This window comes from Pseudomonas sp. Bc-h (genome assembly GCF_002080045.1).
In the GTDB taxonomy this organism is placed as follows: domain Bacteria; phylum Pseudomonadota; class Gammaproteobacteria; order Pseudomonadales; family Pseudomonadaceae; genus Aquipseudomonas.
Genome location: NZ_MUIN01000011.1, coordinates 441,678 through 461,037 on the forward strand (window position 1 = coordinate 441,678; position 19,360 = coordinate 461,037).

General features: G+C 58.8%; 17 protein-coding genes. 12 read left to right on the forward strand and 5 right to left on the reverse strand.

The features are described from left to right. Positions 1 to 477, forward strand: a complete 477-nt coding sequence (gene bfr / locus BWR59_RS22350) for a bacterioferritin (RefSeq protein ID WP_062387988.1) — start codon at positions 1 to 3, stop codon at positions 475 to 477. Positions 478 to 764: 287 nt separating this feature from the next. Here the strand turns inward: bfr and grxD are convergent, their stop codons facing one another. The 3 genes from grxD to BWR59_RS22365 form a co-directional block, all read right to left on the reverse strand. Then, on the reverse strand, positions 765 to 1,094 hold the full coding sequence (gene grxD / locus BWR59_RS22355; protein WP_081567801.1) for a Grx4 family monothiol glutaredoxin: 330 nt from the start codon (positions 1,092 to 1,094) through the stop codon (positions 765 to 767). 116 nt (positions 1,095 to 1,210) lie between these two features. After that, complete coding sequence (locus BWR59_RS22360) at positions 1,211 to 3,319, reverse strand: molybdopterin oxidoreductase family protein (RefSeq protein ID WP_081567802.1); 2,109 nt, start codon at positions 3,317 to 3,319, stop codon at positions 1,211 to 1,213. Between the two features lie 162 nt (positions 3,320 to 3,481). Then, on the reverse strand, positions 3,482 to 3,784 hold the full coding sequence (locus BWR59_RS22365; RefSeq protein WP_062387999.1) for a hypothetical protein: 303 nt from the start codon (positions 3,782 to 3,784) through the stop codon (positions 3,482 to 3,484). Between the two features lie 450 nt (positions 3,785 to 4,234). Here BWR59_RS22365 and argF point away from each other — a divergent pair, with 450 nt between their 5' ends. Beyond that, positions 4,235 to 5,155 carry an ornithine carbamoyltransferase gene (argF, locus tag BWR59_RS22370; protein WP_081567803.1) on the forward strand — a complete coding sequence of 307 codons (921 nt, stop codon included), beginning with the start codon at positions 4,235 to 4,237 and terminating at the stop codon, positions 5,153 to 5,155. After that, on the forward strand, positions 5,152 to 6,231 hold the full coding sequence (locus BWR59_RS22375; protein WP_168184519.1) for an ABC transporter ATP-binding protein: 1,080 nt from the start codon (positions 5,152 to 5,154) through the stop codon (positions 6,229 to 6,231). Before argF ends, BWR59_RS22375 begins: the two co-directional genes overlap by 4 nt. Before the next feature lie 10 nt (positions 6,232 to 6,241). On the opposite strand, the gene BWR59_RS22380 is transcribed toward BWR59_RS22375, so the two are convergent. After that, positions 6,242 to 7,030, reverse strand: coding sequence for a PhzF family phenazine biosynthesis protein (locus BWR59_RS22380; protein ID WP_081567805.1), 789 nt, complete (start codon positions 7,028 to 7,030; stop codon positions 6,242 to 6,244). Positions 7,031 to 7,132: 102 nt separating this feature from the next. Further along, on the reverse strand, positions 7,133 to 7,603 hold the full coding sequence (ybaK, locus tag BWR59_RS22385; RefSeq protein WP_081567806.1) for a Cys-tRNA(Pro) deacylase: 471 nt from the start codon (positions 7,601 to 7,603) through the stop codon (positions 7,133 to 7,135). Between the two features lie 284 nt (positions 7,604 to 7,887). Here ybaK and glpK point away from each other — a divergent pair, with 284 nt between their 5' ends. The 9 genes from glpK to BWR59_RS22430 all read left to right on the forward strand — a co-directional run bounded on the left by glpK (position 7,888) and on the right by BWR59_RS22430 (position 19,253). Then, positions 7,888 to 9,393, forward strand: coding sequence for a glycerol kinase GlpK (gene glpK, locus BWR59_RS22390; protein WP_081567807.1), 1,506 nt, complete (start codon positions 7,888 to 7,890; stop codon positions 9,391 to 9,393). Between the two features lie 194 nt (positions 9,394 to 9,587). Continuing rightward, a complete protein-coding gene (locus tag BWR59_RS22395; protein ID WP_037012305.1) occupies positions 9,588 to 10,343 on the forward strand; it encodes a DeoR/GlpR family transcriptional regulator in 756 nt (251 codons plus the stop codon). Between the two features lie 315 nt (positions 10,344 to 10,658). Beyond that, positions 10,659 to 12,197 carry a glycerol-3-phosphate dehydrogenase gene (glpD, locus tag BWR59_RS22400; protein WP_081567808.1) on the forward strand — a complete coding sequence of 513 codons (1,539 nt, stop codon included), beginning with the start codon at positions 10,659 to 10,661 and terminating at the stop codon, positions 12,195 to 12,197. A 369-nt stretch (positions 12,198 to 12,566) separates the two neighbouring features. Then, complete coding sequence (locus BWR59_RS22405) at positions 12,567 to 13,496, forward strand: glutamate/aspartate ABC transporter substrate-binding protein (RefSeq protein ID WP_081567809.1); 930 nt, start codon at positions 12,567 to 12,569, stop codon at positions 13,494 to 13,496. A 189-nt stretch (positions 13,497 to 13,685) separates the two neighbouring features. Beyond that, positions 13,686 to 14,432 carry an amino acid ABC transporter permease gene (locus tag BWR59_RS22410; RefSeq protein WP_081567810.1) on the forward strand — a complete coding sequence of 249 codons (747 nt, stop codon included), beginning with the start codon at positions 13,686 to 13,688 and terminating at the stop codon, positions 14,430 to 14,432. Then, a complete protein-coding gene (locus BWR59_RS22415) occupies positions 14,429 to 15,097 on the forward strand; it encodes an ABC transporter permease subunit (protein ID WP_178111244.1) in 669 nt (222 codons plus the stop codon). The genes BWR59_RS22410 and BWR59_RS22415 overlap by 4 nt, the downstream gene beginning before the upstream one ends. Next, the gene (locus BWR59_RS22420) at positions 15,094 to 15,828 is read left to right on the forward strand and encodes an amino acid ABC transporter ATP-binding protein (RefSeq protein ID WP_062388030.1); all 735 of its coding nucleotides are present in this window, start codon (positions 15,094 to 15,096) and stop codon (positions 15,826 to 15,828) included. The genes BWR59_RS22415 and BWR59_RS22420 overlap by 4 nt, the downstream gene beginning before the upstream one ends. Before the next feature lie 107 nt (positions 15,829 to 15,935). Then, positions 15,936 to 17,828 (forward strand): ATP-binding protein, encoded by a 1,893-nt coding sequence (locus BWR59_RS22425; protein WP_081567812.1) that lies wholly within the window; start codon positions 15,936 to 15,938, stop codon positions 17,826 to 17,828. A gap of 99 nt (positions 17,829 to 17,927) precedes the next feature. Next, positions 17,928 to 19,253 carry a sigma-54 dependent transcriptional regulator gene (locus tag BWR59_RS22430; protein ID WP_081567813.1) on the forward strand — a complete coding sequence of 442 codons (1,326 nt, stop codon included), beginning with the start codon at positions 17,928 to 17,930 and terminating at the stop codon, positions 19,251 to 19,253. Positions 19,254 to 19,360: the final 107 nt, after the last annotated feature.

Here is a 19,360-nt window from a genome sequence, read left to right on the forward strand (position 1 = left end):
ATGAAAGGCGACATTACAGTCATCCAGCATCTCAACAAGATCCTCGGAAACGAGCTGGTGGCGATCAACCAGTATTTTCTGCATGCACGCATGTATGAAGATTGGGGTCTGAACAAGCTGGGCAAGCACGAGTACAAAGAATCCATAGACGAGATGAAGCACGCTGACAAGCTGATCAAGCGCATCCTGTTCCTGGAAGGCCTGCCGAACCTACAGGATCTGGGCAAAATTTTGATCGGTGAGCACACCAAGGAAATGCTGGAGTGCGATCTCAAAATCGAGCGCAAGGGCCATGCGGACCTGAAAGCGGCGATCGCTCACTGTGAGACCGTTGGCGATTTCGGCAGCCGTGAAATGCTTGAAGACATTCTCGAATCAGAGGAAGAGCACATTGACTGGCTGGAAACTCAGCTGGGCCTGATCGACAAGGTCGGTATCGAGAATTACCTGCAATCGCAGATGGGCGAAGAAGACTGATTTTAGCTTCGTCATCAAAAGCCCCGCCTGGTGTTGAGCCAGGCGGGGCTTTTTTGTGGGCCATTTTTATGTCGAAAACAGCTCCAGCAGCCCACAGGATCAGCCTTCATATCGAGAGATCGACCTTCATGACCCCTGTAGCAGCCCTGGCATATGGGAGGTCATTGCCGCCGGAAAGCCGGATTGCTACAGGTGCCGTGTTCGCGACTCCTTCGCTCCATGGCTGCCAAAAACAAAAAGCCCCGCCTCTCAACCAAGAGGCGGGGCTTTTCTGACAGCAGCCTGAATCAAGCAGTAGCGTTCTTCTCGACCGCTGCCTTGACCAGCTTCTGCAGCGAACCATCAGCGTGCATTTCAACGATGATGTCGCTACCGCCAACCAGTTCGCCGCCAACCCACAGCTGCGGGAAAGTCGGCCAGTTGGCGTATTTTGGCAGGTTGGCGCGGATCTCCGGATTCTGCAGGATATCGACGTACGCGAACTTTTCGCCACACGCCATCAATGCCTGAGACGCCTTGGCCGAGAAGCCGCACTGAGGAGCATTTGGCGCGCCTTTCATGTAAAGCAGAACGGTGTTGTTGGCAATCTGGTCTTTGATCGTTTCGATGATATCCATGGAGCACCTCGGCTTAACTTTACGACTGTATGAGTCGACACGGTGGCGCATTCTAACCGATTCCCTAGCGTAACGCTCGGTCTTGGCTTTAATCGATCCGATAAATATGATGAGCGTCATGCCGCCGCGACAGTCACTGGCACCCCATTTAGCGCCGCATTGCCGGACACCGCGTCCATCTGCCGTTCGTCGGTGAGGTCGTTGGCGCTTTCTCCAGGTTGCTCCCGTGCGATGTCCATGTGTACGCCCGGCCGCCCATGCCCCCAGCCATGGGGGAGGCTGACGACGCCAGGCATCATGTCGCTGCTGCCCAGTACTTCCACTTCTATGACTCCGACACGCGAACTGACCCGCACCCGCTGTCCGTTACTCAGACCTCGGCTACTCAGATCGTCCGGGTTCATGAGCAGCTGGTGCCGTGGCTTGCCTTTCACCAACCGGTGATAGTTGTGCATCCAGGAGTTGTTGCTGCGCACATGACGTCGGCCGATCAACAACAGCTCGTCACTTGGCGGCGCGGCGAGCATCGCGAAGCGCACCAGGTCAGCCACTATGACCTCTGGCGCCGCCTGCACACGCTGGTTGGCGGTTCGAATCCTCGTTGTGAGGTTAGGTTTCAGCGCCCCAAGATCCAGCCCGTGCGGGTGATCGTAGAGCGTCTCCAGCGACAACCGGAACTGCGAGGCATCACCATAGAGCCCTGCCCGCAACCCGCGGTCCACCATTTGCGCAGGCGCAATCGTAGGCTTCAGCTCACGCTCGGCCTTTGCAGCAAAGGCTTTGGCCAGGCCGACAAAGATCTCCCAGTCGTGCAGCGCGCCTTGCGGCTTGGCGAGGATGGCGCGATTGAACCGTGTGACATTACGCACCGCGAACATGTTGAAGGTGGTGTCGTAATGATCGTTTTCCAGCGCCGACGTTGAGGGCAGGATCAGGTCCGCATGGCGAGTGGTCTCGTTGATGTACAAGTCGATGCTGAGCATGAATTCGAGCCCGTCGAGCCCTTGATCCAGTCGTCGACCGTTGGGCGTCGACAACACCGGGTTGCCCGCCACGGTGATCAACGCCCTCACCTGCCCTTCGCCCTCGGTCAACATCTCCTCGGCCAGCGCGGACACCGGCAACTCCCCGCCATACTCAGGCAATCCCGAGACCCGGCTCTGCCAGCGATTGAATCCGCCACCGGAGGTCGACGCCACGAGATCGAGCGCAGGCTCGGTACACAAGGCGCCACCGACGCGATCGAGGTTGCCCGTGACCAGATTGATCAGTTGCACCAGCCAATGGCACAAGGTACCGAAAGCTTGAGTAGAGATGCCCATACGCCCATAGCAAACGGCGCTCTCGGCACCGGCGAAGTCTCGCGCGAGTTGCCGGATCTGCTCGGCAGGCACGCCGCAACGCAGGCTCATGGCGTCGGCGTCCATGTGCGCAATGGCTGCGCGCACTTCTTCCAGGCCGTCGACCGGCAGATGGCTGTCGCGCGTCAGCCCCTGCGCAAACAGGGTATGCAAAAGCCCGATCAAAAGTGCTGCGTCGCCACCCGGGCGTATGAACAAGTGTTGGTCAGCGATTGCCGCCGTTTCGCTGCGCCGAGGGTCGACAACCACGACCTTGCCGCCGCGCGCCTGGATCGCCTTGAGGCGTTTCTCGACATCCGGCACGGTCATGATGCTGCCATTGGACGCCAGCGGGTTGCCGCCCAGAATCAGCATGAATTGGGTGTGGTCGATATCGGCAATGGGCAGCAACAAGCCGTGGCCGTACATCAGGTAACTGGTGAGGTGATGCGGCAATTGGTCCACGGAAGTCGCTGAGTATCGATTGCGGGTTTTCAGCAGGCCGAGAAAGTAGTTGCTGTGGGTCATCAGCCCGTAGTTGTGGACGCTTGGATTACCTTGATACACGGCGACTGCGTTGTTGCCGTGGCGCTGCTGGATATCGAACAGCCGCTCGGCCACCAGTTCGAACGCCTCCTGCCACTCAATAGGCTGCCACTCGTGGCCAATGCGGCGCATGGGTTGGCGCAGCCGGTCGGGGTCGTTCTGAATGTCCTGCAGCGCCACCGCCTTGGGGCAGATATGGCCTCGGCTGAAGGTGTCCTGCGCGTCGCCCTTGATCGAACTGATGCGCACGGACGCATCGTCTTCGACGGTGGTTTCGATGGTCAGGCCGCAAATGGCCTCACACAGGTGACAGGCACGGTGGTGGAGAGTCTTGGTCATCGCCAGTCTCATGTTTTTGTGTGGCGATCGGCGTGATCGCGAAGACAAAACTATGGAGCCTGGCGCGGCACTTCGCCAGAAACGTCAATGCCGTGAATCGGACAGCATCAGGCGAGCCGATAGCTCACCTGAGCGATAAAGAAGGGACTTGCGTCAACACGCTCAGGAAGCGGAACCGCCAATCGGTGTCACAACCTTGCGCTGCATCTGAATCTCGTGAACGGTCTCGACCTGTTCCTGCGAAACCTGCACACCGGTGAGTTCACCGATCAATCGCCAATGATCGTCCAGGCCAGCGCTGATGGTCGCCATGCGGTCGATCATCCGACGACCTGCCGAGCGGGTGACTTCGTCTTCACTGCGCATCAGCTCGAACGACATGGATGTCATGGAAGCTGTGAGGTGCGTGAGGGTGCGAGCCGTAAGCCCGAGCAGTTCCGTTAGTTGTTTCTCTTTTGAATCCATTCCCCACCCCTTTTGGAGGACATAAGCGGCCTTTATAACTCACGCCAGTGGATTAGGAAACGTCCGGGTTTCCGCGGCGTGAAGCATGTCGCATAAGGTTCTGCAGCAACCTGAAACTGTTACAGAATCGGTAGTAATTGCTTGCGTGTAACAAGACGGTGTACAACCACGACCGACCAAAACACCTAGAGATGGCTAATTGCCTCACTACGTAGGCAACTGTAGCACTTCGTTACATGAAAAGCGTCCTGTCTACGCCCTTTTCAGGCGACCGGACGTCTGACGATCACTTTCCATAACCGCGGGCCTTGGCACGAGGCGACATTTTCTTATACCCTCGCGCCTTCCCTATTCGTCGCCCCGTGCGGCTTTCGCCGCAGGTCTCGCCCGTTTTCCCGATAAAACCCGGCTTTGAGGATCTGCGGTCTGTTGCAGACAAGGTAGTTAATGATGAGCGCAAGGCACTTTCTCTCGATGATGGATTACACGCCAGATGAGCTCGTCGGCATGATTCGTCGCGGCATTGAGCTGAAGGACCTGCGAAATCGAGGCGTGCTGTTCGAGCCGCTGAGAGGCCGCGTGCTGGCCATGATCTTCGAGAAATCTTCGACTCGGACTCGCGTTTCCTTCGAAGCCGGCATGATCCAACTCGGTGGCCAGGCCATCTTTCTGTCGCCTCGGGACACCCAACTGGGGCGTGGCGAGCCGATTGCCGATGGCGCACGCGTGATGTCGCGCATGGTCGATGCGGTGATGATCCGCACCTTCGCTCACAGCAATCTGACCGAATTCGCCGCCAATTCCCGCGTGCCGGTAATCAATGGCCTGTCCGATGACCTTCATCCCTGCCAGTTGCTCGCGGACATGCAGACCTTCCTTGAGCATCGTGGTTCGATCAAAGGCAAAACCGTGGCCTGGATCGGCGACGGCAACAACATGTGCAACAGCTATATAGAAGCCGCGATCCAGTTCGACTTCAAACTGCGTGTCGCCTGCCCCGAAGGCTATGAGCCTAGCCCGCAGTTCATGGCGCTGGCCGGTGATCGAGTGACGCTGACCCGTGACCCGCGTGAAGCGGTCAAGGGAGCCCACCTGATCAGCACCGACGTCTGGACCTCCATGGGCCAGGAAGAAGAAACCGCCAAACGCATCGCGCTGTTCAAGCCGTTTCAGGTGACTCGCGAGCTGCTGGATCTGGCCGCCGAGGAGGTGCTGTTCATGCACTGTCTGCCGGCGCATCGTGGCGAAGAGATCAGCGAAGACCTGCTGGACGACATTCGCTCCGTGGCATGGGATCAGGCGGAGAACCGCCTGCATGCCCAGAAGGCGTTGCTGGAATTCCTCGTCGCTCCCGCCTATCAACCTGCGTGAGCACGCCGATGCTGCTGAAACTGCGTAACCTTGCCTGCGGCTATCAAGGCCAACGCGTGGTGCAGAACCTCAATCTGCACCTCAATGCCGGCGACATCGGTTGCCTGTTGGGTTCTTCGGGATGCGGCAAGACCACCACGCTGCGGGCGATCGCCGGTTTCGAGCCTGTGCATGAAGGCGAAATCGTCCTCGCGGGCGAAGTCATCTCCAAGGCCGGATTCACTCTGGCACCTGAAAAACGTCGAATCGGCATGGTGTTTCAGGACTACGCGCTGTTCCCGCACCTCACCGTCGCCGACAACATCGCCTTCGGTATTCGTAACCACCCGCGTCTGACACAGGTGGTGGAAGAGATGCTGGAACTGGTGAACCTCAAGGCGCTGGGCAAGCGCCATCCGCACGAGCTCTCCGGTGGCCAGCAGCAGCGCGTTGCCCTCGCCCGGGCACTGGCACCTGAACCGCAGCTGCTATTGCTGGACGAGCCTTTTTCCAACCTCGATGGCGAACTGCGTCGTCGTTTGAGCCATGAGGTGCGGGACATCCTCAAGGCCCGTGGCACCAGCGCGATTCTGGTGACCCACGACCAGGAAGAAGCCTTTGCAGTCAGCGACCATGTCGGTGTGTTCAAGGAAGGCCGGTTAGAGCAGTGGGATACGCCCTACAACCTCTATCACGAACCGGCCACGCCTTATGTCGCGAGTTTCGTCGGGCAGGGGTATTTCATTCGCGGGCAAATGATCGATGCGCAATCGGTGCAGACCGAACTTGGCGTACTGCGGGGCAATCGAGCCTATCCGGATGTCAGCGGCGCTCCGGTAGATGTGCTGTTGCGTCCCGACGACATCGTTTACGCACCTGAAAGCGCATTGAAAGCCAAGGTCAGCAGCAAGACGTTTCAGGGCGCAGCGACTCTGTATCGCCTGCAATTGCCAACCGGTACTCAGCTCGAAGCGCTATTCCCGAGCCACGCGGATCTTCGCGCCGGCGATGAGGTGGGTATTCGGGTCGCCGCCGAGCACCTGGTGCTGTTCCCGGCAGTCGGGAGTGTGCCGGTGCATCAGGATCTGGCGGTCTGATCGCCATAGCTCACCCAAGCTTCAGCGTCCCGCTCGCCACCAGCGTCGCATGGCCGCCAATCTTCACCCGATCGCCTTCCAGCCGACAGAACAGCTCGCCGCCTCGCGCCGAGCACTGATAGGCACTGAGACTGAACTTGTTCAGCCGCGCGGACCAATACGGAATCAGGCTGCAATGGGTCGAGCCGGTGACAGGGTCTTCTGCGATGCCAATGGCCGGCGCGAAGTAGCGGGAAACGAAATCATAACGCTCGCCTTCACCTTTTGCAGTAACGATAACCCCAGGCCATGGCAGCCGGGCGATCGCAGCAAAATCGGGTTTGCAGTCACGAACAGCCTGCTCGGACTCAAGCACCACCAACAACTCTGCTGCCCCCAACACGTCAACGATCTCCACGCCCAGGGCTCGCTCGACATCCACCGTCACGCCGACTTCACTCGGCGGCATGGCCGGGAAATCCAGCAGCAGACGCCCGTTCTCCCGGGTCACGCTCAACGGACCTGACTTGCCGACGAATTGAATGGTGCCGGATGTTTCGCCATACACCTCGAACAGCACATGTGCAGTGGCAAGCGTCGCATGTCCGCACAGTGGCACTTCATTGGTCGGGGTGAACCAGCGGATGTGCCAGCCCTGGGTTTCGCGCACCACGAACGCGGTCTCGGACAAATTGTGTTCGGTCGCGATGTGCTGCATCAGCTCGTCCGTGAGCCAGGCATCGAGGCGATACACCATCGCAGGGTTGCCTGCAAACGGTCGGTCACTGAACGCGTCGACCTGATGAAATTCAAGTTGCATGGCAGGGCTCCCCAATCATGGAATATCCGACAGCGCCCTACCCTGGTCGCTGCAAATGGTCACTGCGTGAAAGATTCAGGCATTTCTGACGATGCGTCCGGATCATTCACGGCCAATCTGCGCAAATGTGGCGTTGGTGTGCTGTGCAAGTACCGCGGCCGCGAGCTCGACCTCAAGCCCGCGACGACCAGCGCTGACAAATATTGTCGCGAACGGTTGAGCGGACTCGTCGATGAAAGTTCGCAGTCTTTTCTTCTGCCCCAGCGGGCTGATCCCCCCGAGCAAATAGCCGGTCGCACGCTGCGCCGCTGCGGGGTCGGCCATTTCCGCCTTCTTCGCACCGGCGGCGTGGGCCAGCGCTTTGAGGTCTAGAGAGCCCACGACGGGCACGACCGCCACCAGCAATTCGCCTTTTTCAGTGCTCGCCAACAGCGTCTTGAAGACCTGGGCCGGTTGCAGATTCAGTTTTTCTGCGGCCTCCAGACCATAGGAGGCGGCCTTGGGATCATGCTCGTAACTGTGAATACGGTGTTCGGCGCGAACCTTTTTCAGTAAATCCAATGCGGGGGTCATGCAGCGCTCCAGACGACCAGGCTGTTTCTTGTTTGCTGCCGATACTTTAGGCCATTTGCCATCGAAACGCCTGTGTTAGAAAGGCTATCAACGCGTTATCGCAACGCTTTGTCCAAATACCAGGCTCGTTCACTTTCGTCCTTTGACAATGTTCGTTTACGTCTATATTTTTTCGAATACGAATATTCAGCCAACAACGGCGATGTCACCTGAGCACTCAAGTCGCTTTCGCACGTAAACTGATGGCAGTTCCCGGATACCCGCTTTATCACCAGGCCACCGACATGACCGACAACGACAACAAGAATTACATCATCGCCCTCGATCAAGGTACGACCAGCTCTCGCGCCATCATCTTCGACCGCGACGCCAACGTGGTCAGCAGCGCCCAAAGCGAGTTCGTTCAGCACTATCCGCAGCCTGGCTGGGTCGAACACGACCCGATGGAAATCTTCGCCACCCAGACCGCGTGCATGACCAAGGTGCTGGCACAGGCCAACCTGCATCACAACCAGATTGCAGCCATCGGCATCACCAACCAGCGCGAAACGACCGTGGTCTGGGAAAAGGACAGCGGCCGGCCGATCTATAACGCCGTGGTCTGGCAATGCCGCCGCAGCACCGAGATCTGCCAGCAACTCAAACGCGACGGTCTTGAGGATTACATCAAGGAAACCACCGGTCTGGTCATCGACCCGTACTTTTCCGGCAGCAAGCTGAAATGGATTCTCGATCACGTAGAAGGCAGCCGTGAACGCGCCCGTCGGGGCGAGTTGCTGTTCGGCACGGTGGATAGCTGGCTGATCTGGAAATTCACTGGCGGCAAAGTCCACGTCACCGATTACACCAACGCCTCGCGCACCCTGATGTTCAACATCCACACCCTGGAATGGGACCAGCGGATGCTCGATGTGCTAGACGTCCCTCGCGAGATGCTGCCGGAGGTCAAGTCCTCGTCTGAAGTCTATGGCCACAGCAAGAGCGGCATCGCCATCGCCGGTATCGCCGGTGACCAGCAATCGGCTCTGTTCGGGCAGATGTGCGTGGAAGCGGGACAGGCGAAAAACACCTACGGTACGGGCTGCTTCCTGCTGATGAACACGGGCAAGAAGGCAGTCAGATCCAATCATGGTCTGCTCACCACCATCGGTTGCGGCCCTCGGGGTGAAGTGGCGTATGCGCTGGAGGGCGCGGTGTTCAACGGCGGGTCCACGGTGCAGTGGTTGCGCGACGAATTGAAGATCGTCAATGACTCCATGGACACCGAATATTTCGCCACCAAGGTGAAGAACAGCAACGGCGTCTACCTGGTGCCAGCGTTCACCGGCCTCGGCGCGCCATATTGGGACCCTTATGCACGGGGCGCGCTATTCGGCCTGACCCGTGGCGTGAAGGTCGATCACATCATCCGGGCGGCGCTGGAATCCATCGCCTACCAGACTCGCGACGTGCTGGACGCGATGCAGCAGGACGCGGGCGAACCGCTCAAGGCCTTGCGTGTCGATGGTGGTGCCGTCGCCAACAACTTCCTGATGCAGTTTCAGGCCGACATTCTCGGCACGCCGGTCGAGCGCCCGAAAATGCGCGAGACGACAGCGTTGGGTGCAGCGTATCTGGCAGGTCTGGCCATTGGTTTCTGGAGCGGTCTGGACGAGCTGAAAGACAAGGCGGTGATCGAACGCAAATTCGAACCGCAATGCGACGAGACCGAAAAGGAAAAACTCTACGCAGGCTGGCGCAAGGCTGTCGAACGCACCCGGGATTGGGAGCCGCACGAAGACGCGCAATGACACATCACTCTCTGTAGCAGTACGGCTTGCCGGCGGTTGCGGTGAGTCAGTCATGAATATTTGGCTGACACACCGCAACCGCCGGCAAGCCGTGCTGCTAAAGATGATCGGCGTGAACACAGGTGGGTGTTTTTCCGGCTGACAGGTAATGGCTGCCTGCGGCATCATGGGCGCCCTTGCCCGAAGGAAAAAAAATGAATCTGCCACCCCGTCAACAGCAGATCCTCGAGCTGGTCCGTGAGCGCGGCTACGTCAGCATCGAAGAAATGGCCCAATTGTTCGTCGTCACCCCGCAAACCATACGGCGCGACATCAATCAACTGGCGGAAATGAACCTGCTGCGTCGCTACCATGGTGGCGCTGCCTATGACTCCAGCATCGAGAACACCGCGTACGCCATGCGTGCCGACCAGATGCGCGACGAGAAACAGCGCATCGCCGAGGCCATTGCCGCGCAGATCCCAGATCACGCCTCGCTGTTCATCAATATCGGCACCACTACCGAATCCATCGCCCGCGCCCTGCTCAACCATAACCATCTGAAAATCATCACCAACAACCTGCACGTCGCCTCGATTCTCAGCGGCAAGGACGACTTCGAAGTGCTGTTGGCCGGTGGCAATGTGCGTCGCGACGGCGGCGTGGTCGGTCAGGCGAGTGTCGATTTCATCACCCAGTTCAAGGTCGACTTTGCCTTGGTCGGGATCAGCGGCATCGACGAAGATGGCAGCTTGCTGGATTTCGATTACCAGGAAGTGCGCGTGTCTCAGGCGATCATCGCCAATGCGCGACAAGTGATCCTGGCAGCCGACTCCAGCAAGTTCGGGCGCAACGCCATGGTTCGCCTTGGCCCGATTACCCTGATCGACTGCCTGGTCACCGATCAGGCCCCGGTGCCTGCCCTGGCGCAATTGCTGACGCAAAACAAGATTCGCCTGGAAGTGGTTTAGCGCTTCCGTTTATCAGACCTCTGCCGCCTGTAGCAGTCAGGCCTGCCGGCGGTGGCAGTCTCGGGATCGCAGCCTCCGGCAAGTCGTTCTGCTACAGATTTCACCCGCAGCGAACGGGATAATTCGCACTCCCCTCCCGCAACCATGTTCGTTTTTGTTCCTTTCGTTTCTCTCTGATCAGTATTTTCAATCAATACCGAGTGGTGAGGGGCGTCTTATTGCGTTACTATTTTCGCAAATGAACATAAATGTTCGAATTCGCCCTTAGCGAATGCCTTTGATCAAGGCGTGATCGAAACCAGACAGGAGGCCCCGATGGCCCATTCCACCTTGCCTACCCCCCCGCTTTCCGAGGTCTACGACATCGCCGTGATCGGCGGCGGGATCAACGGTGTCGGGATTGCGGCGGACGCATCGGGGCGCGGTCTGTCGGTGTTCCTTTGCGAAAAGGACGATCTGGCCAGCCATACCTCCTCGGCCAGCAGCAAGCTGATCCACGGCGGGCTGCGTTACCTCGAACATTACGAATTCCGCCTGGTGCGCGAAGCCTTGGCCGAACGGGAAGTGCTTCTGGAAAAGGCGCCACACATCGTTAAACCCATGCGCTTCGTACTGCCTCATCGCCCGCACTTGCGTCCTGCCTGGATGATTCGTGCCGGATTGTTCCTTTATGACCACTTGGGCAAGCGTGAAAAACTCCCGGCCTCGAAAAGCCTGCGTTTCGGCGCCAACAGTCCGCTGAACAGCTCGATCACCCGCGGTTTCGAGTATTCGGACTGCTGGGTCGATGACGCCCGCCTGGTGGTTCTGAACGCCATGGCCGCACGCGAAAAAGGCGCGCACATTCACACCCAGACTCGCTGCCTGAGTGCTCGCCGCAGCGGCGGCCTCTGGCACCTGAACATGGAACGCGCCGACGGCAGCCTGTTTTCCATTCGCGCCAAGGCGCTGGTCAACGCAGCAGGCCCTTGGGTCGCCAAGTTCATTCGCGAAGATCTGAAGCTGGAATCGCAGTACGGCATCCGCCTGATTCAGGGCAGCCATTTGATCGTGCCCAAGCTCTATGAAGGCGAAAACGCCTTCATTCTGCAGAACGAAGACCAACGCATTGTGTTCGCCATTCCGTATCTGGAACGCTTCACCATCATCGGCACCACTGACCGCGAATACACTGGCGACCCGGCCAAGGTCGCGATCACTGAAGGCGAGACCGATTACCTGTTGAAGATCGTCAACGAGCACTTCAACAAGCAGCTCAGCCGCGACGACATCATTCGCACGTATTCGGGTGTGCGTCCGCTGTGCAACGATGAGTCGGACAATCCTTCGGCCATCACCCGTGACTACACGCTGTCGCTGTCAGGCAGCGCCGAAGAGGCACCCATCCTGTCGGTGTTCGGCGGCAAGCTCACCACGTATCGCAAGCTGGCCGAGTCGGCAATGCAGCAGTTGGCGCCGTTCTTCACCCAGATGCGTCCCGCCTGGACCGCCAAGGCCAGCCTGCCCGGCGGCGAGAACATGACCACTCCAGCCGCACTGGCCGCCGACCTGCAGCAGCGTTGCAGCTGGCTGCCGGCAGAAATCGCCAGACGCTGGGCCATTACCTACGGTTCGCGCAGCTGGCGGATCGTCGAGGGTGTACAAGGCTTGGGCGACATGGGCGAACACTTAGGCGGTGGGCTGTACAGTCGCGAAGTGGATTACCTGTGCAGCGCGGAATGGGCCACCCAAGCTGATGACATTCTGTGGCGTCGGACCAAGCTGGGGCTTTTCACTACGGCAGAAGAACAGCAGAACGTGCAGACGTATCTCGACAAAGTTGCGCGTAATAAAAGCGCGATAGAAGCCGCTTGATCCAACCCCGGCGTTAGCAGTCCGGCTTGCGGGCGGCAGCGACTCTAATAATGTTGCCGCCGGCAAGCCGGACCTCCACAAAAAATCTCACCGAATCAGGAAAGCGCATTCGGATTTCCGAACGATCACCTCCCGCCTATTCGGCATTCCGTACGGGAAATCTCCCTGCGTTTCAGAACAGAGAATAAATTCCCTTCTATTTCAGCCAGTTAAGCGCTGTCACGTGCTTGGCATGACTCATGCTCTACACTCATTCACGATTGCTCCGATGTAGCGTGCCGCCTGCATGGGCCGCCGTTGTAGCGTTCTGAAACGATAGGGCCGACCCAACACCGGACCCATAAAAAAAACAAAGTCGAGGATTAACAGATGCGTATCGTTCCCCACATTCTGGGCGTGGCCATTGCTGCAGCCGCTTTGATCAGCACCCCAGTGTCCGCCGCCGAACTGACCGGCACTCTGAAGAAAATCAACGATTCTGGCACCATCACCCTGGCTCACCGCGACTCGTCGATTCCTTTCTCCTACATCGCCGACGCCTCCGGCAAACCAGTTGGTTACTCCCACGATATCCAGCAGGCTATCGTCGAAGCGATCAAGAAAGACCTGAACAAGCCTGACCTGAACGTCAAGTACAACCTGGTGACCTCGCAAACCCGCATTCCATTAATTCAGAACGGTACTGCGGACGTTGAATGTGGCTCCACCACCAACAACGCCGAGCGCGCGCAGCAGGTCGACTTCACGGTCAATATCTTTGAAATCGGCACACGTCTGCTGGTCAAGAAAGACAAAGATGGCAACCCGAGCTACAAAGACTTCGCTGACCTTAAAGGCAAAAACGTCGTGACCACGGCGGGCACCACGTCCGAACGCCTCATCAAGGCGATGAATGCCGACAAGCAGATGGGCATGAATGTCATCTCTGCCAAAGACCATGGCGAGTCGTTCCAGATGCTGGAGAGCGGTCGTGCCGTCGCGTTCATGATGGACGACGCCCTGCTGGCCGGCGAAGAAGCCAAAGCGAAGAAGCCCGATGACTGGGTGATCACTGGCACTCCACAGTCCTTCGAAGCCTATGCCTGCATGGTTCGCAAAGGGGATCCGGACTTCAAGAAAGCCGTGGATGACGCCATTGTCGGTCTGTACAAATCCGGCGAGATCAACAAGATCTACAGCAAGTGGTTCGAAAGCCCGATTCCACCTAAAGGTCTGAACCTCAACTTCCCGATGAGCGAGAAGGTCAAAGAGCTGATCGCCAATCCCAGCGACAAGCCGGCGCCAGACGTAAAAATCTGATTCCTGACTAACCTTATGTCCTGAGGGAGCCACTTCCCTCAGGCGTCTGTTAATACCTGCCGGTTTTATCCGGAACACTCGATCTGGCGGTTTTCAGCCGAGCGTGTGGGCCTGACGCTCGACGTCAAAAGGGAAAGGATCCTCCCCAGGCGGGTATCAGTACATTGATCGATCAGAGGGGAGACCCTGATGAATTACAACTGGGACTGGGGCGTGTTCTTCAAGTCCACCGGCGTTGGCAGCGAGACCTATCTGGACTGGTACATTACCGGTCTGGGCTGGACCATCGCGATTGCAGTCGCCGCCTGGATCATCGCGTTAATCCTGGGCTCGGTGCTCGGGGTAATGCGCACGGTGCCTAATCGCATCGTCTCCACCATTGCCACGGTTTACGTGGAAATATTCCGTAATGTGCCACTGCTGGTGCAGCTGTTTATCTGGTACTTCCTGGTGCCCGATCTGCTGCCTGAAAACCTGCAGGAGTGGTACAAGCAAGACCTCAACCCCACCACCTCGGCATTCCTGAGCGTTGTCGTGTGCCTGGGTCTGTTCACCGCCGCGCGGGTTTGCGAACAAGTGCGTACCGGCATTCAGGCGCTGCCCGTGGGCCAGGAATCGGCCGCGCGCGCCATGGGCTTCAAGCTGCCGCAGATCTACTGGAACGTGCTGCTGCCGCAGGCTTACCGGATCATCATTCCGCCGCTCACCTCCGAATTCCTCAACGTGTTCAAGAACTCCTCCGTTGCCTCGCTGATCGGCCTGATGGAGCTATTGGCGCAGACCAAGCAGACCGCCGAGTTTTCCGCGAACCTGTTCGAAGCCTTCACCCTCGCAACGCTGATCTACTTCACCCTGAACATGAGCCTGATGTTGCTCATGCGCTTGGTCGAGAAGAAGGTCGCAGTGCCGGGCCTGATTTCCGTGGGAGGTAAATAATGGACTTCTCTGGAGTCATTCCGGCCATTCCCGGCATGTGGAACGGCATGATCATGACCTTGCAACTGATGGTCATGGGGATCGTTGGCGGCATCATCATCGGCACGGTCCTGGCATTGATGCGCCTGTCATCGAACAAGCTGCTCTCGCGGATTGCTGGCGCCTACGTCAACTACTTCCGTTCGATTCCGCTGCTGCTGGTGATCACCTGGTTCTATCTGGCGGTACCGTTCGTGCTGCGTTGGATCACCGGCGAAGACACCCCGGTCGGTGCATTCACCTCCTGCGTCGTAGCCTTCATGATGTTCGAGGCGGCCTACTTCTGCGAAATCGTGCGTGCCGGTGTGCAGTCGATTTCCCGTGGTCAGATGGGCGCGGCTCAAGCGCTGGGCATGACCTACGGCCAGATGATGCGCCTGATCATCCTGCCGCAGGCGTTCCGCAAGATGACCCCGCTGCTGTTGCAGCAGAGCATCATCCTGTTTCAGGACACCTCGCTGGTCTACACGGTCGGCCTGGTGGACTTCCTCAACTCGGCCCGCTCCAGCGGCGACATCATTGGTCGTTCCAATGAGTTCCTGATCGTCGCGGGTCTTGTGTACTTCACGATCAGCTTCGTCGCCTCGCGTCTGGTCAAGCTCATGCAGAAAAGGTTAGCCGTATGATTTCCATCAAAAATATCAACAAGTGGTATGGGGACTTCCAGGTGCTGACCGATTGCAGCACTGAGGTCAAGAAAGGCGAAGTGATCGTGGTCTGCGGACCTTCGGGCTCGGGTAAATCGACCCTGATCAAATGCGTCAACGCGCTGGAGCCGTTCCAGAAAGGCGACATCGTGGTCGATGGCACTTCGATCGCCGATCCTAAAACCAACCTGCCGAAACTGCGCTCGCGCGTGGGCATGGTGTTCCAGCATTTCGAGCTGTTTCCTCATCTGACTATTACCGAAAACCTGACCATCGCGCAGATCAAGGTACTGGGTCGCAGCAAGGAAGAAGCCACCAAGAAGGGCCTGCAACTGCTCGAACGCGTCGGTCTGTCGGCCCACGCGCACAAGCATCCAGGGCAACTGTCCGGCGGTCAGCAGCAGCGTGTGGCGATTGCCCGTGCACTGGCGATGGACCCGGTGGTGATGCTGTTCGACGAACCGACTTCGGCGCTGGACCCGGAAATGGTCAACGAAGTACTCGACGTGATGGTGCAACTGGCCCACGAAGGCATGACCATGATGTGCGTGACCCACGAAATGGGCTTCGCCCGCAAAGTGGCCGACCGCGTGATCTTCATGGACAAGGGACAGATCGTCGAAGACTGCGCCAAGGAAGAGTTCTTCGGTGACGTCAACGCACGCTCCGAGCGCGCGCAGCACTTCCTCAACAAAATCCTGCAGCACTAAAACCGAATCTGCCTCACGAGGGCAAAGCCCCACAAGGGCACAAAACCCTCCGGCCGCTCATGTCGATATCCATGACACGAGCGGCTGGTCGGTCCAGGACGACTGTGATGAAATGCGATCCACCTCTTAGCGCGCCGCCATCACTTGCCGTGAAACCCCGCCTGATCCGCCACCTGTTCCTGCCGCCGCTGGTCATTCTGCTGATGATCGCGCTGGGCTATGTCACTTATCTGTACAGCGAAAAGAACGGCATCCAGGCACTTGGCGAAAACGGCCAGCGTCAGCTCGAACTGCACGCCCGTACCGTCGAAAGCGAAATCAACAAGTACAACTACCTGCCCAGCGTGCTGGAGCTCGAATCCAATGTCTCTGACCTGCTCAACGATCCGTCGCCAGAACTGCGCAGCAAGGTCAACGACTACCTCGAAGGCCTGAACCGCCGCAGCCGCAGTCGCGCCATTTACGTGCTCGACACCACTGGCCGTGTGCTGGCCACCAGTAACTGGCGCGATGCCGACAGTTATCTGGGCGAAGACCTGTCCTTCCGCGCCTATTACCAGGACGCCATTCGCGGCCTGCCCGGGCGCTTCTACGGCATAGGCAGCACCACCGGCGAGCCGGGTTATTACCTCGCCCACGGGCTGGAAGAAAAAGGCAAGATCATCGGCGTTGCCGTGATCAAAGTGCGTCTGGAAGCCTTGGAAGAACGCTGGCAGCGGGCGCGTCTGGAAGCCTTCGTCAGCGATGAGAACGGCATCATCATTCTGTCCAGCGATCCGGCACGGCGTCTTAAATCGGTTCGTCCGCTGACCGCGGAAACCAAGGAGCGACTGGCGCGCAGCCTGCAATATTACTGGTGGCCGCTCAACGAGTTGGTGCCGCTGGAACGCGAACTGATTTCCGAGGGTGTGGAGAAGCTGACCTTCCCCGCCAACACCAGTGTCGACCATGAACATACGGTGGTGAGTTATCTGGCGCAGACCCGCGATCTGGCCGACACGCCGTGGCATCTCACCCTGCTCACACCGCTGGAAGACCTGCGTCGTGAGGCTGCCAACCAAGGCATGCTGGTGGCCGTGGCCTGTGCGCTGGTGGCGTTTCTGCTGATCGCCTGGAACGAGCGACGCAAGGTGATTTCCACTCGCCTCGCCGCACGTGAGGCACTGGAGCAAGCCAACAACGAACTGGAGCGTCGGATTACCGAACGCACCGCTGATCTGCGCGCCAGCAATGAACGCCTCAAGGGGCAGATTCGCGAGCGGCGTCAGGCCGAGGAGACGTTGCGTCAGGCGCAGGATGAGTTGGTGCAGGCCGGCAAACTGGCGGCTATCGGGCAGATGTCCACCAGCATCGCTCATGAACTCAACCAGCCGCTGGCGGCATTGCGCACGCTTTCCGGCAATACCGTGCGCTTCATCGAGCGTGGCGCGCTGGACACCGCCAGCGCCAATCTGCGAACCATCAATGATCTGGTGGACCGCATGGGTCGTATCACGGCGAGCCTGCGCGCGTTTGCCCGACGCGGCGAAGACAAGGGCCAGGCATCGCTGACCAAGGCGGTAGAAGCCGCACTCCAATTGCTTTCCGGACGTCTGGAAAGCAACTCGCTGGCACTGCATCAACAATTCGACGATGTGGAGCTGGCGATTGATCAAACCAGGTTGGAACAGATTCTGGTGAACCTGATTGGCAATGCGCTGGACGCCATGCAGGCGCAACCGCTGCCGGTGCTGTGGCTGGAGGGCGACCTGTTCGAAGGCCGCTATCGCCTGCGAGTCCGCGACAACGGCCACGGCATCGACGCTGAAGCGCGCAAGCATCTGTTCGAACCGTTTTTCACCACCAAGCCCGGTGAACAGGGCCTGGGACTGGGCCTGACGTTGTCGGCCAGTCTCGCTGCTGCGGCAGGAGGCAGCCTGAATGCCGAAGACCCGGCCGAAGGAGGCACGATGTTCGTGTTGATGTTGCCGCTGGTGAACAGCGGGGCTCACACCGCATGAGATTTCAAGGCCGACTCTGTTCCTCTAGCAGTCCGGCCTGCCGGCGGAGCGGTGTGTCAGCCAGCATTTTCTTCACAGGTGTATCGATGAGAGTTTCGAATGAACACTGAACTGACTGTCCTCATCGTCGAAGACGATCCTCATGTCCTGCTCGGCTGCCAACAGGCGCTGGCACTGGAAGACATTCACAGTCAGGGCGTGGGCAGTGCCGAAGAGGCGCTGGCGCTGGTCGGCGACAATTTTGCCGGGATCGTCATCAGCGATATTCGCCTGCCAGGCATCGACGGGCTGGAACTGCTCAAACGCCTGAAGGCGCGTGATCGCACGCTGCCTGTGGTGCTGATCACCGGCCACGGCGATGTGTCGATGGCGGTCGGGGCGATGCGCGACGGCGCTTACGATTTCATGGAAAAACCCTTCTCCCCCGAACGCCTGGTGGATGTCGCCCGACGTGCGCTGGAGCAACGCGGGCTGGCGCGGGAAGTCTGGTCGCTGCGTCGTCAACTGGCCGAGCGCGATTCGCTGGAAGGCAGAATCATCGGGCGCTCGGCCGCCATGCAGAATCTGCGGGCGCTGATCACCAATGTCGCCGACACCTCGGCCAACGTGTTGATCGAAGGCGAAACCGGTACCGGCAAGGAACTGGTCGCCCGTTGCCTGCATGATTTCAGTCGGCGTCATTCCAGTCAGTTCGTCGCCCTGAACTGCGGCGGGCTTCCGGAAAACCTCTTCGAAAGCGAGATCTTCGGCCACGAAGCCAATGCCTTCACCGGTGCTGGCAAACGGCGCATCGGCAAGATCGAACACGCACACAACGGCACGCTCTTTCTCGATGAAGTGGAAAGCATGCCGATCAACCTGCAGATCAAACTGCTGCGGGTCTTGCAGGAGCGCACGCTGGAGCGGCTGGGGTCCAATCAAAGCGTTGCCGTGGATTGCCGCGTGATCGCCGCGACCAAGTCGGACCTCAACGAACTGAGCAAAGCCAGTCAGTTCCGTAGCGATCTCTATTACCGTCTCAATGTAGTAACGCTTGAACTGCCGCCTCTGCGTGAACGCCGCGAAGATATCCTGCAATTGTTCGAGCACTTTTTGCAGTTGTCTTCGCTGCGTTTCGATCGTGAGCCGCCACAGCTGGATTCGCAGACAATGTCCGCACTGATGGGCCACGACTGGCCGGGCAACGTGCGCGAGTTGCGTAACGTCGCAGAGCGTTATGCTTTGGGGCTTCCTGCTTTCAAGAAGTCAGGGCTTTCGGTCAGCAGCCAGAGTCTGGGTTTTTCCGAAGCCGTGGAGGCGTTCGAGAAGAACATGCTCAGCGAGGCATTGCAGCGCAGTGGCGGGAATCTCAGCCAGGCCAGTCAGGAACTGGGGATGGCCAAGACTACGTTGTTCGACAAGGTCAAAAAGTACGGGTTGGGCTGAATGCCGGCGCGATCGCGCATTACCGTTTCGCAAATACAGCTTCTGTTGCCGTCCGGCTTGCCGGCGGTGACACACCCAAGATCGCCACCGCCGGCAAGTCGGACGGC

Excerpts from the sequence above, each read along its gene's own strand:
- bfr (WP_062387988.1), top strand. The coding sequence starts at position 1 with ATGAAAGGCGACATTACAGTCATCCAGCATCTCAACAAGATCCTCGGA.
- grxD (WP_081567801.1), bottom strand. The coding sequence starts at position 1,094 with ATGGATATCATCGAAACGATCAAAGACCAGATTGCCAACAACACCGTT.
- BWR59_RS22360 (WP_081567802.1), bottom strand. The coding sequence starts at position 3,319 with ATGACCAAGACTCTCCACCACCGTGCCTGTCACCTGTGTGAGGCCATT.
- BWR59_RS22365 (WP_062387999.1), bottom strand. The coding sequence starts at position 3,784 with ATGGATTCAAAAGAGAAACAACTAACGGAACTGCTCGGGCTTACGGCT.
- argF (WP_081567803.1), top strand. The coding sequence starts at position 4,235 with ATGAGCGCAAGGCACTTTCTCTCGATGATGGATTACACGCCAGATGAG.
- BWR59_RS22380 (WP_081567805.1), bottom strand. The coding sequence starts at position 7,030 with ATGCAACTTGAATTTCATCAGGTCGACGCGTTCAGTGACCGACCGTTT.
- ybaK (WP_081567806.1), bottom strand. The coding sequence starts at position 7,603 with ATGACCCCCGCATTGGATTTACTGAAAAAGGTTCGCGCCGAACACCGT.
- glpK (WP_081567807.1), top strand. The coding sequence starts at position 7,888 with ATGACCGACAACGACAACAAGAATTACATCATCGCCCTCGATCAAGGT.
- BWR59_RS22395 (WP_037012305.1), top strand. The coding sequence starts at position 9,588 with ATGAATCTGCCACCCCGTCAACAGCAGATCCTCGAGCTGGTCCGTGAG.
- glpD (WP_081567808.1), top strand. The coding sequence starts at position 10,659 with ATGGCCCATTCCACCTTGCCTACCCCCCCGCTTTCCGAGGTCTACGAC.
- BWR59_RS22405 (WP_081567809.1), top strand. The coding sequence starts at position 12,567 with ATGCGTATCGTTCCCCACATTCTGGGCGTGGCCATTGCTGCAGCCGCT.
- BWR59_RS22410 (WP_081567810.1), top strand. The coding sequence starts at position 13,686 with ATGAATTACAACTGGGACTGGGGCGTGTTCTTCAAGTCCACCGGCGTT.
- BWR59_RS22420 (WP_062388030.1), top strand. The coding sequence starts at position 15,094 with ATGATTTCCATCAAAAATATCAACAAGTGGTATGGGGACTTCCAGGTG.
- BWR59_RS22425 (WP_081567812.1), top strand. The coding sequence starts at position 15,936 with ATGAAATGCGATCCACCTCTTAGCGCGCCGCCATCACTTGCCGTGAAA.
- BWR59_RS22430 (WP_081567813.1), top strand. The coding sequence starts at position 17,928 with ATGAACACTGAACTGACTGTCCTCATCGTCGAAGACGATCCTCATGTC.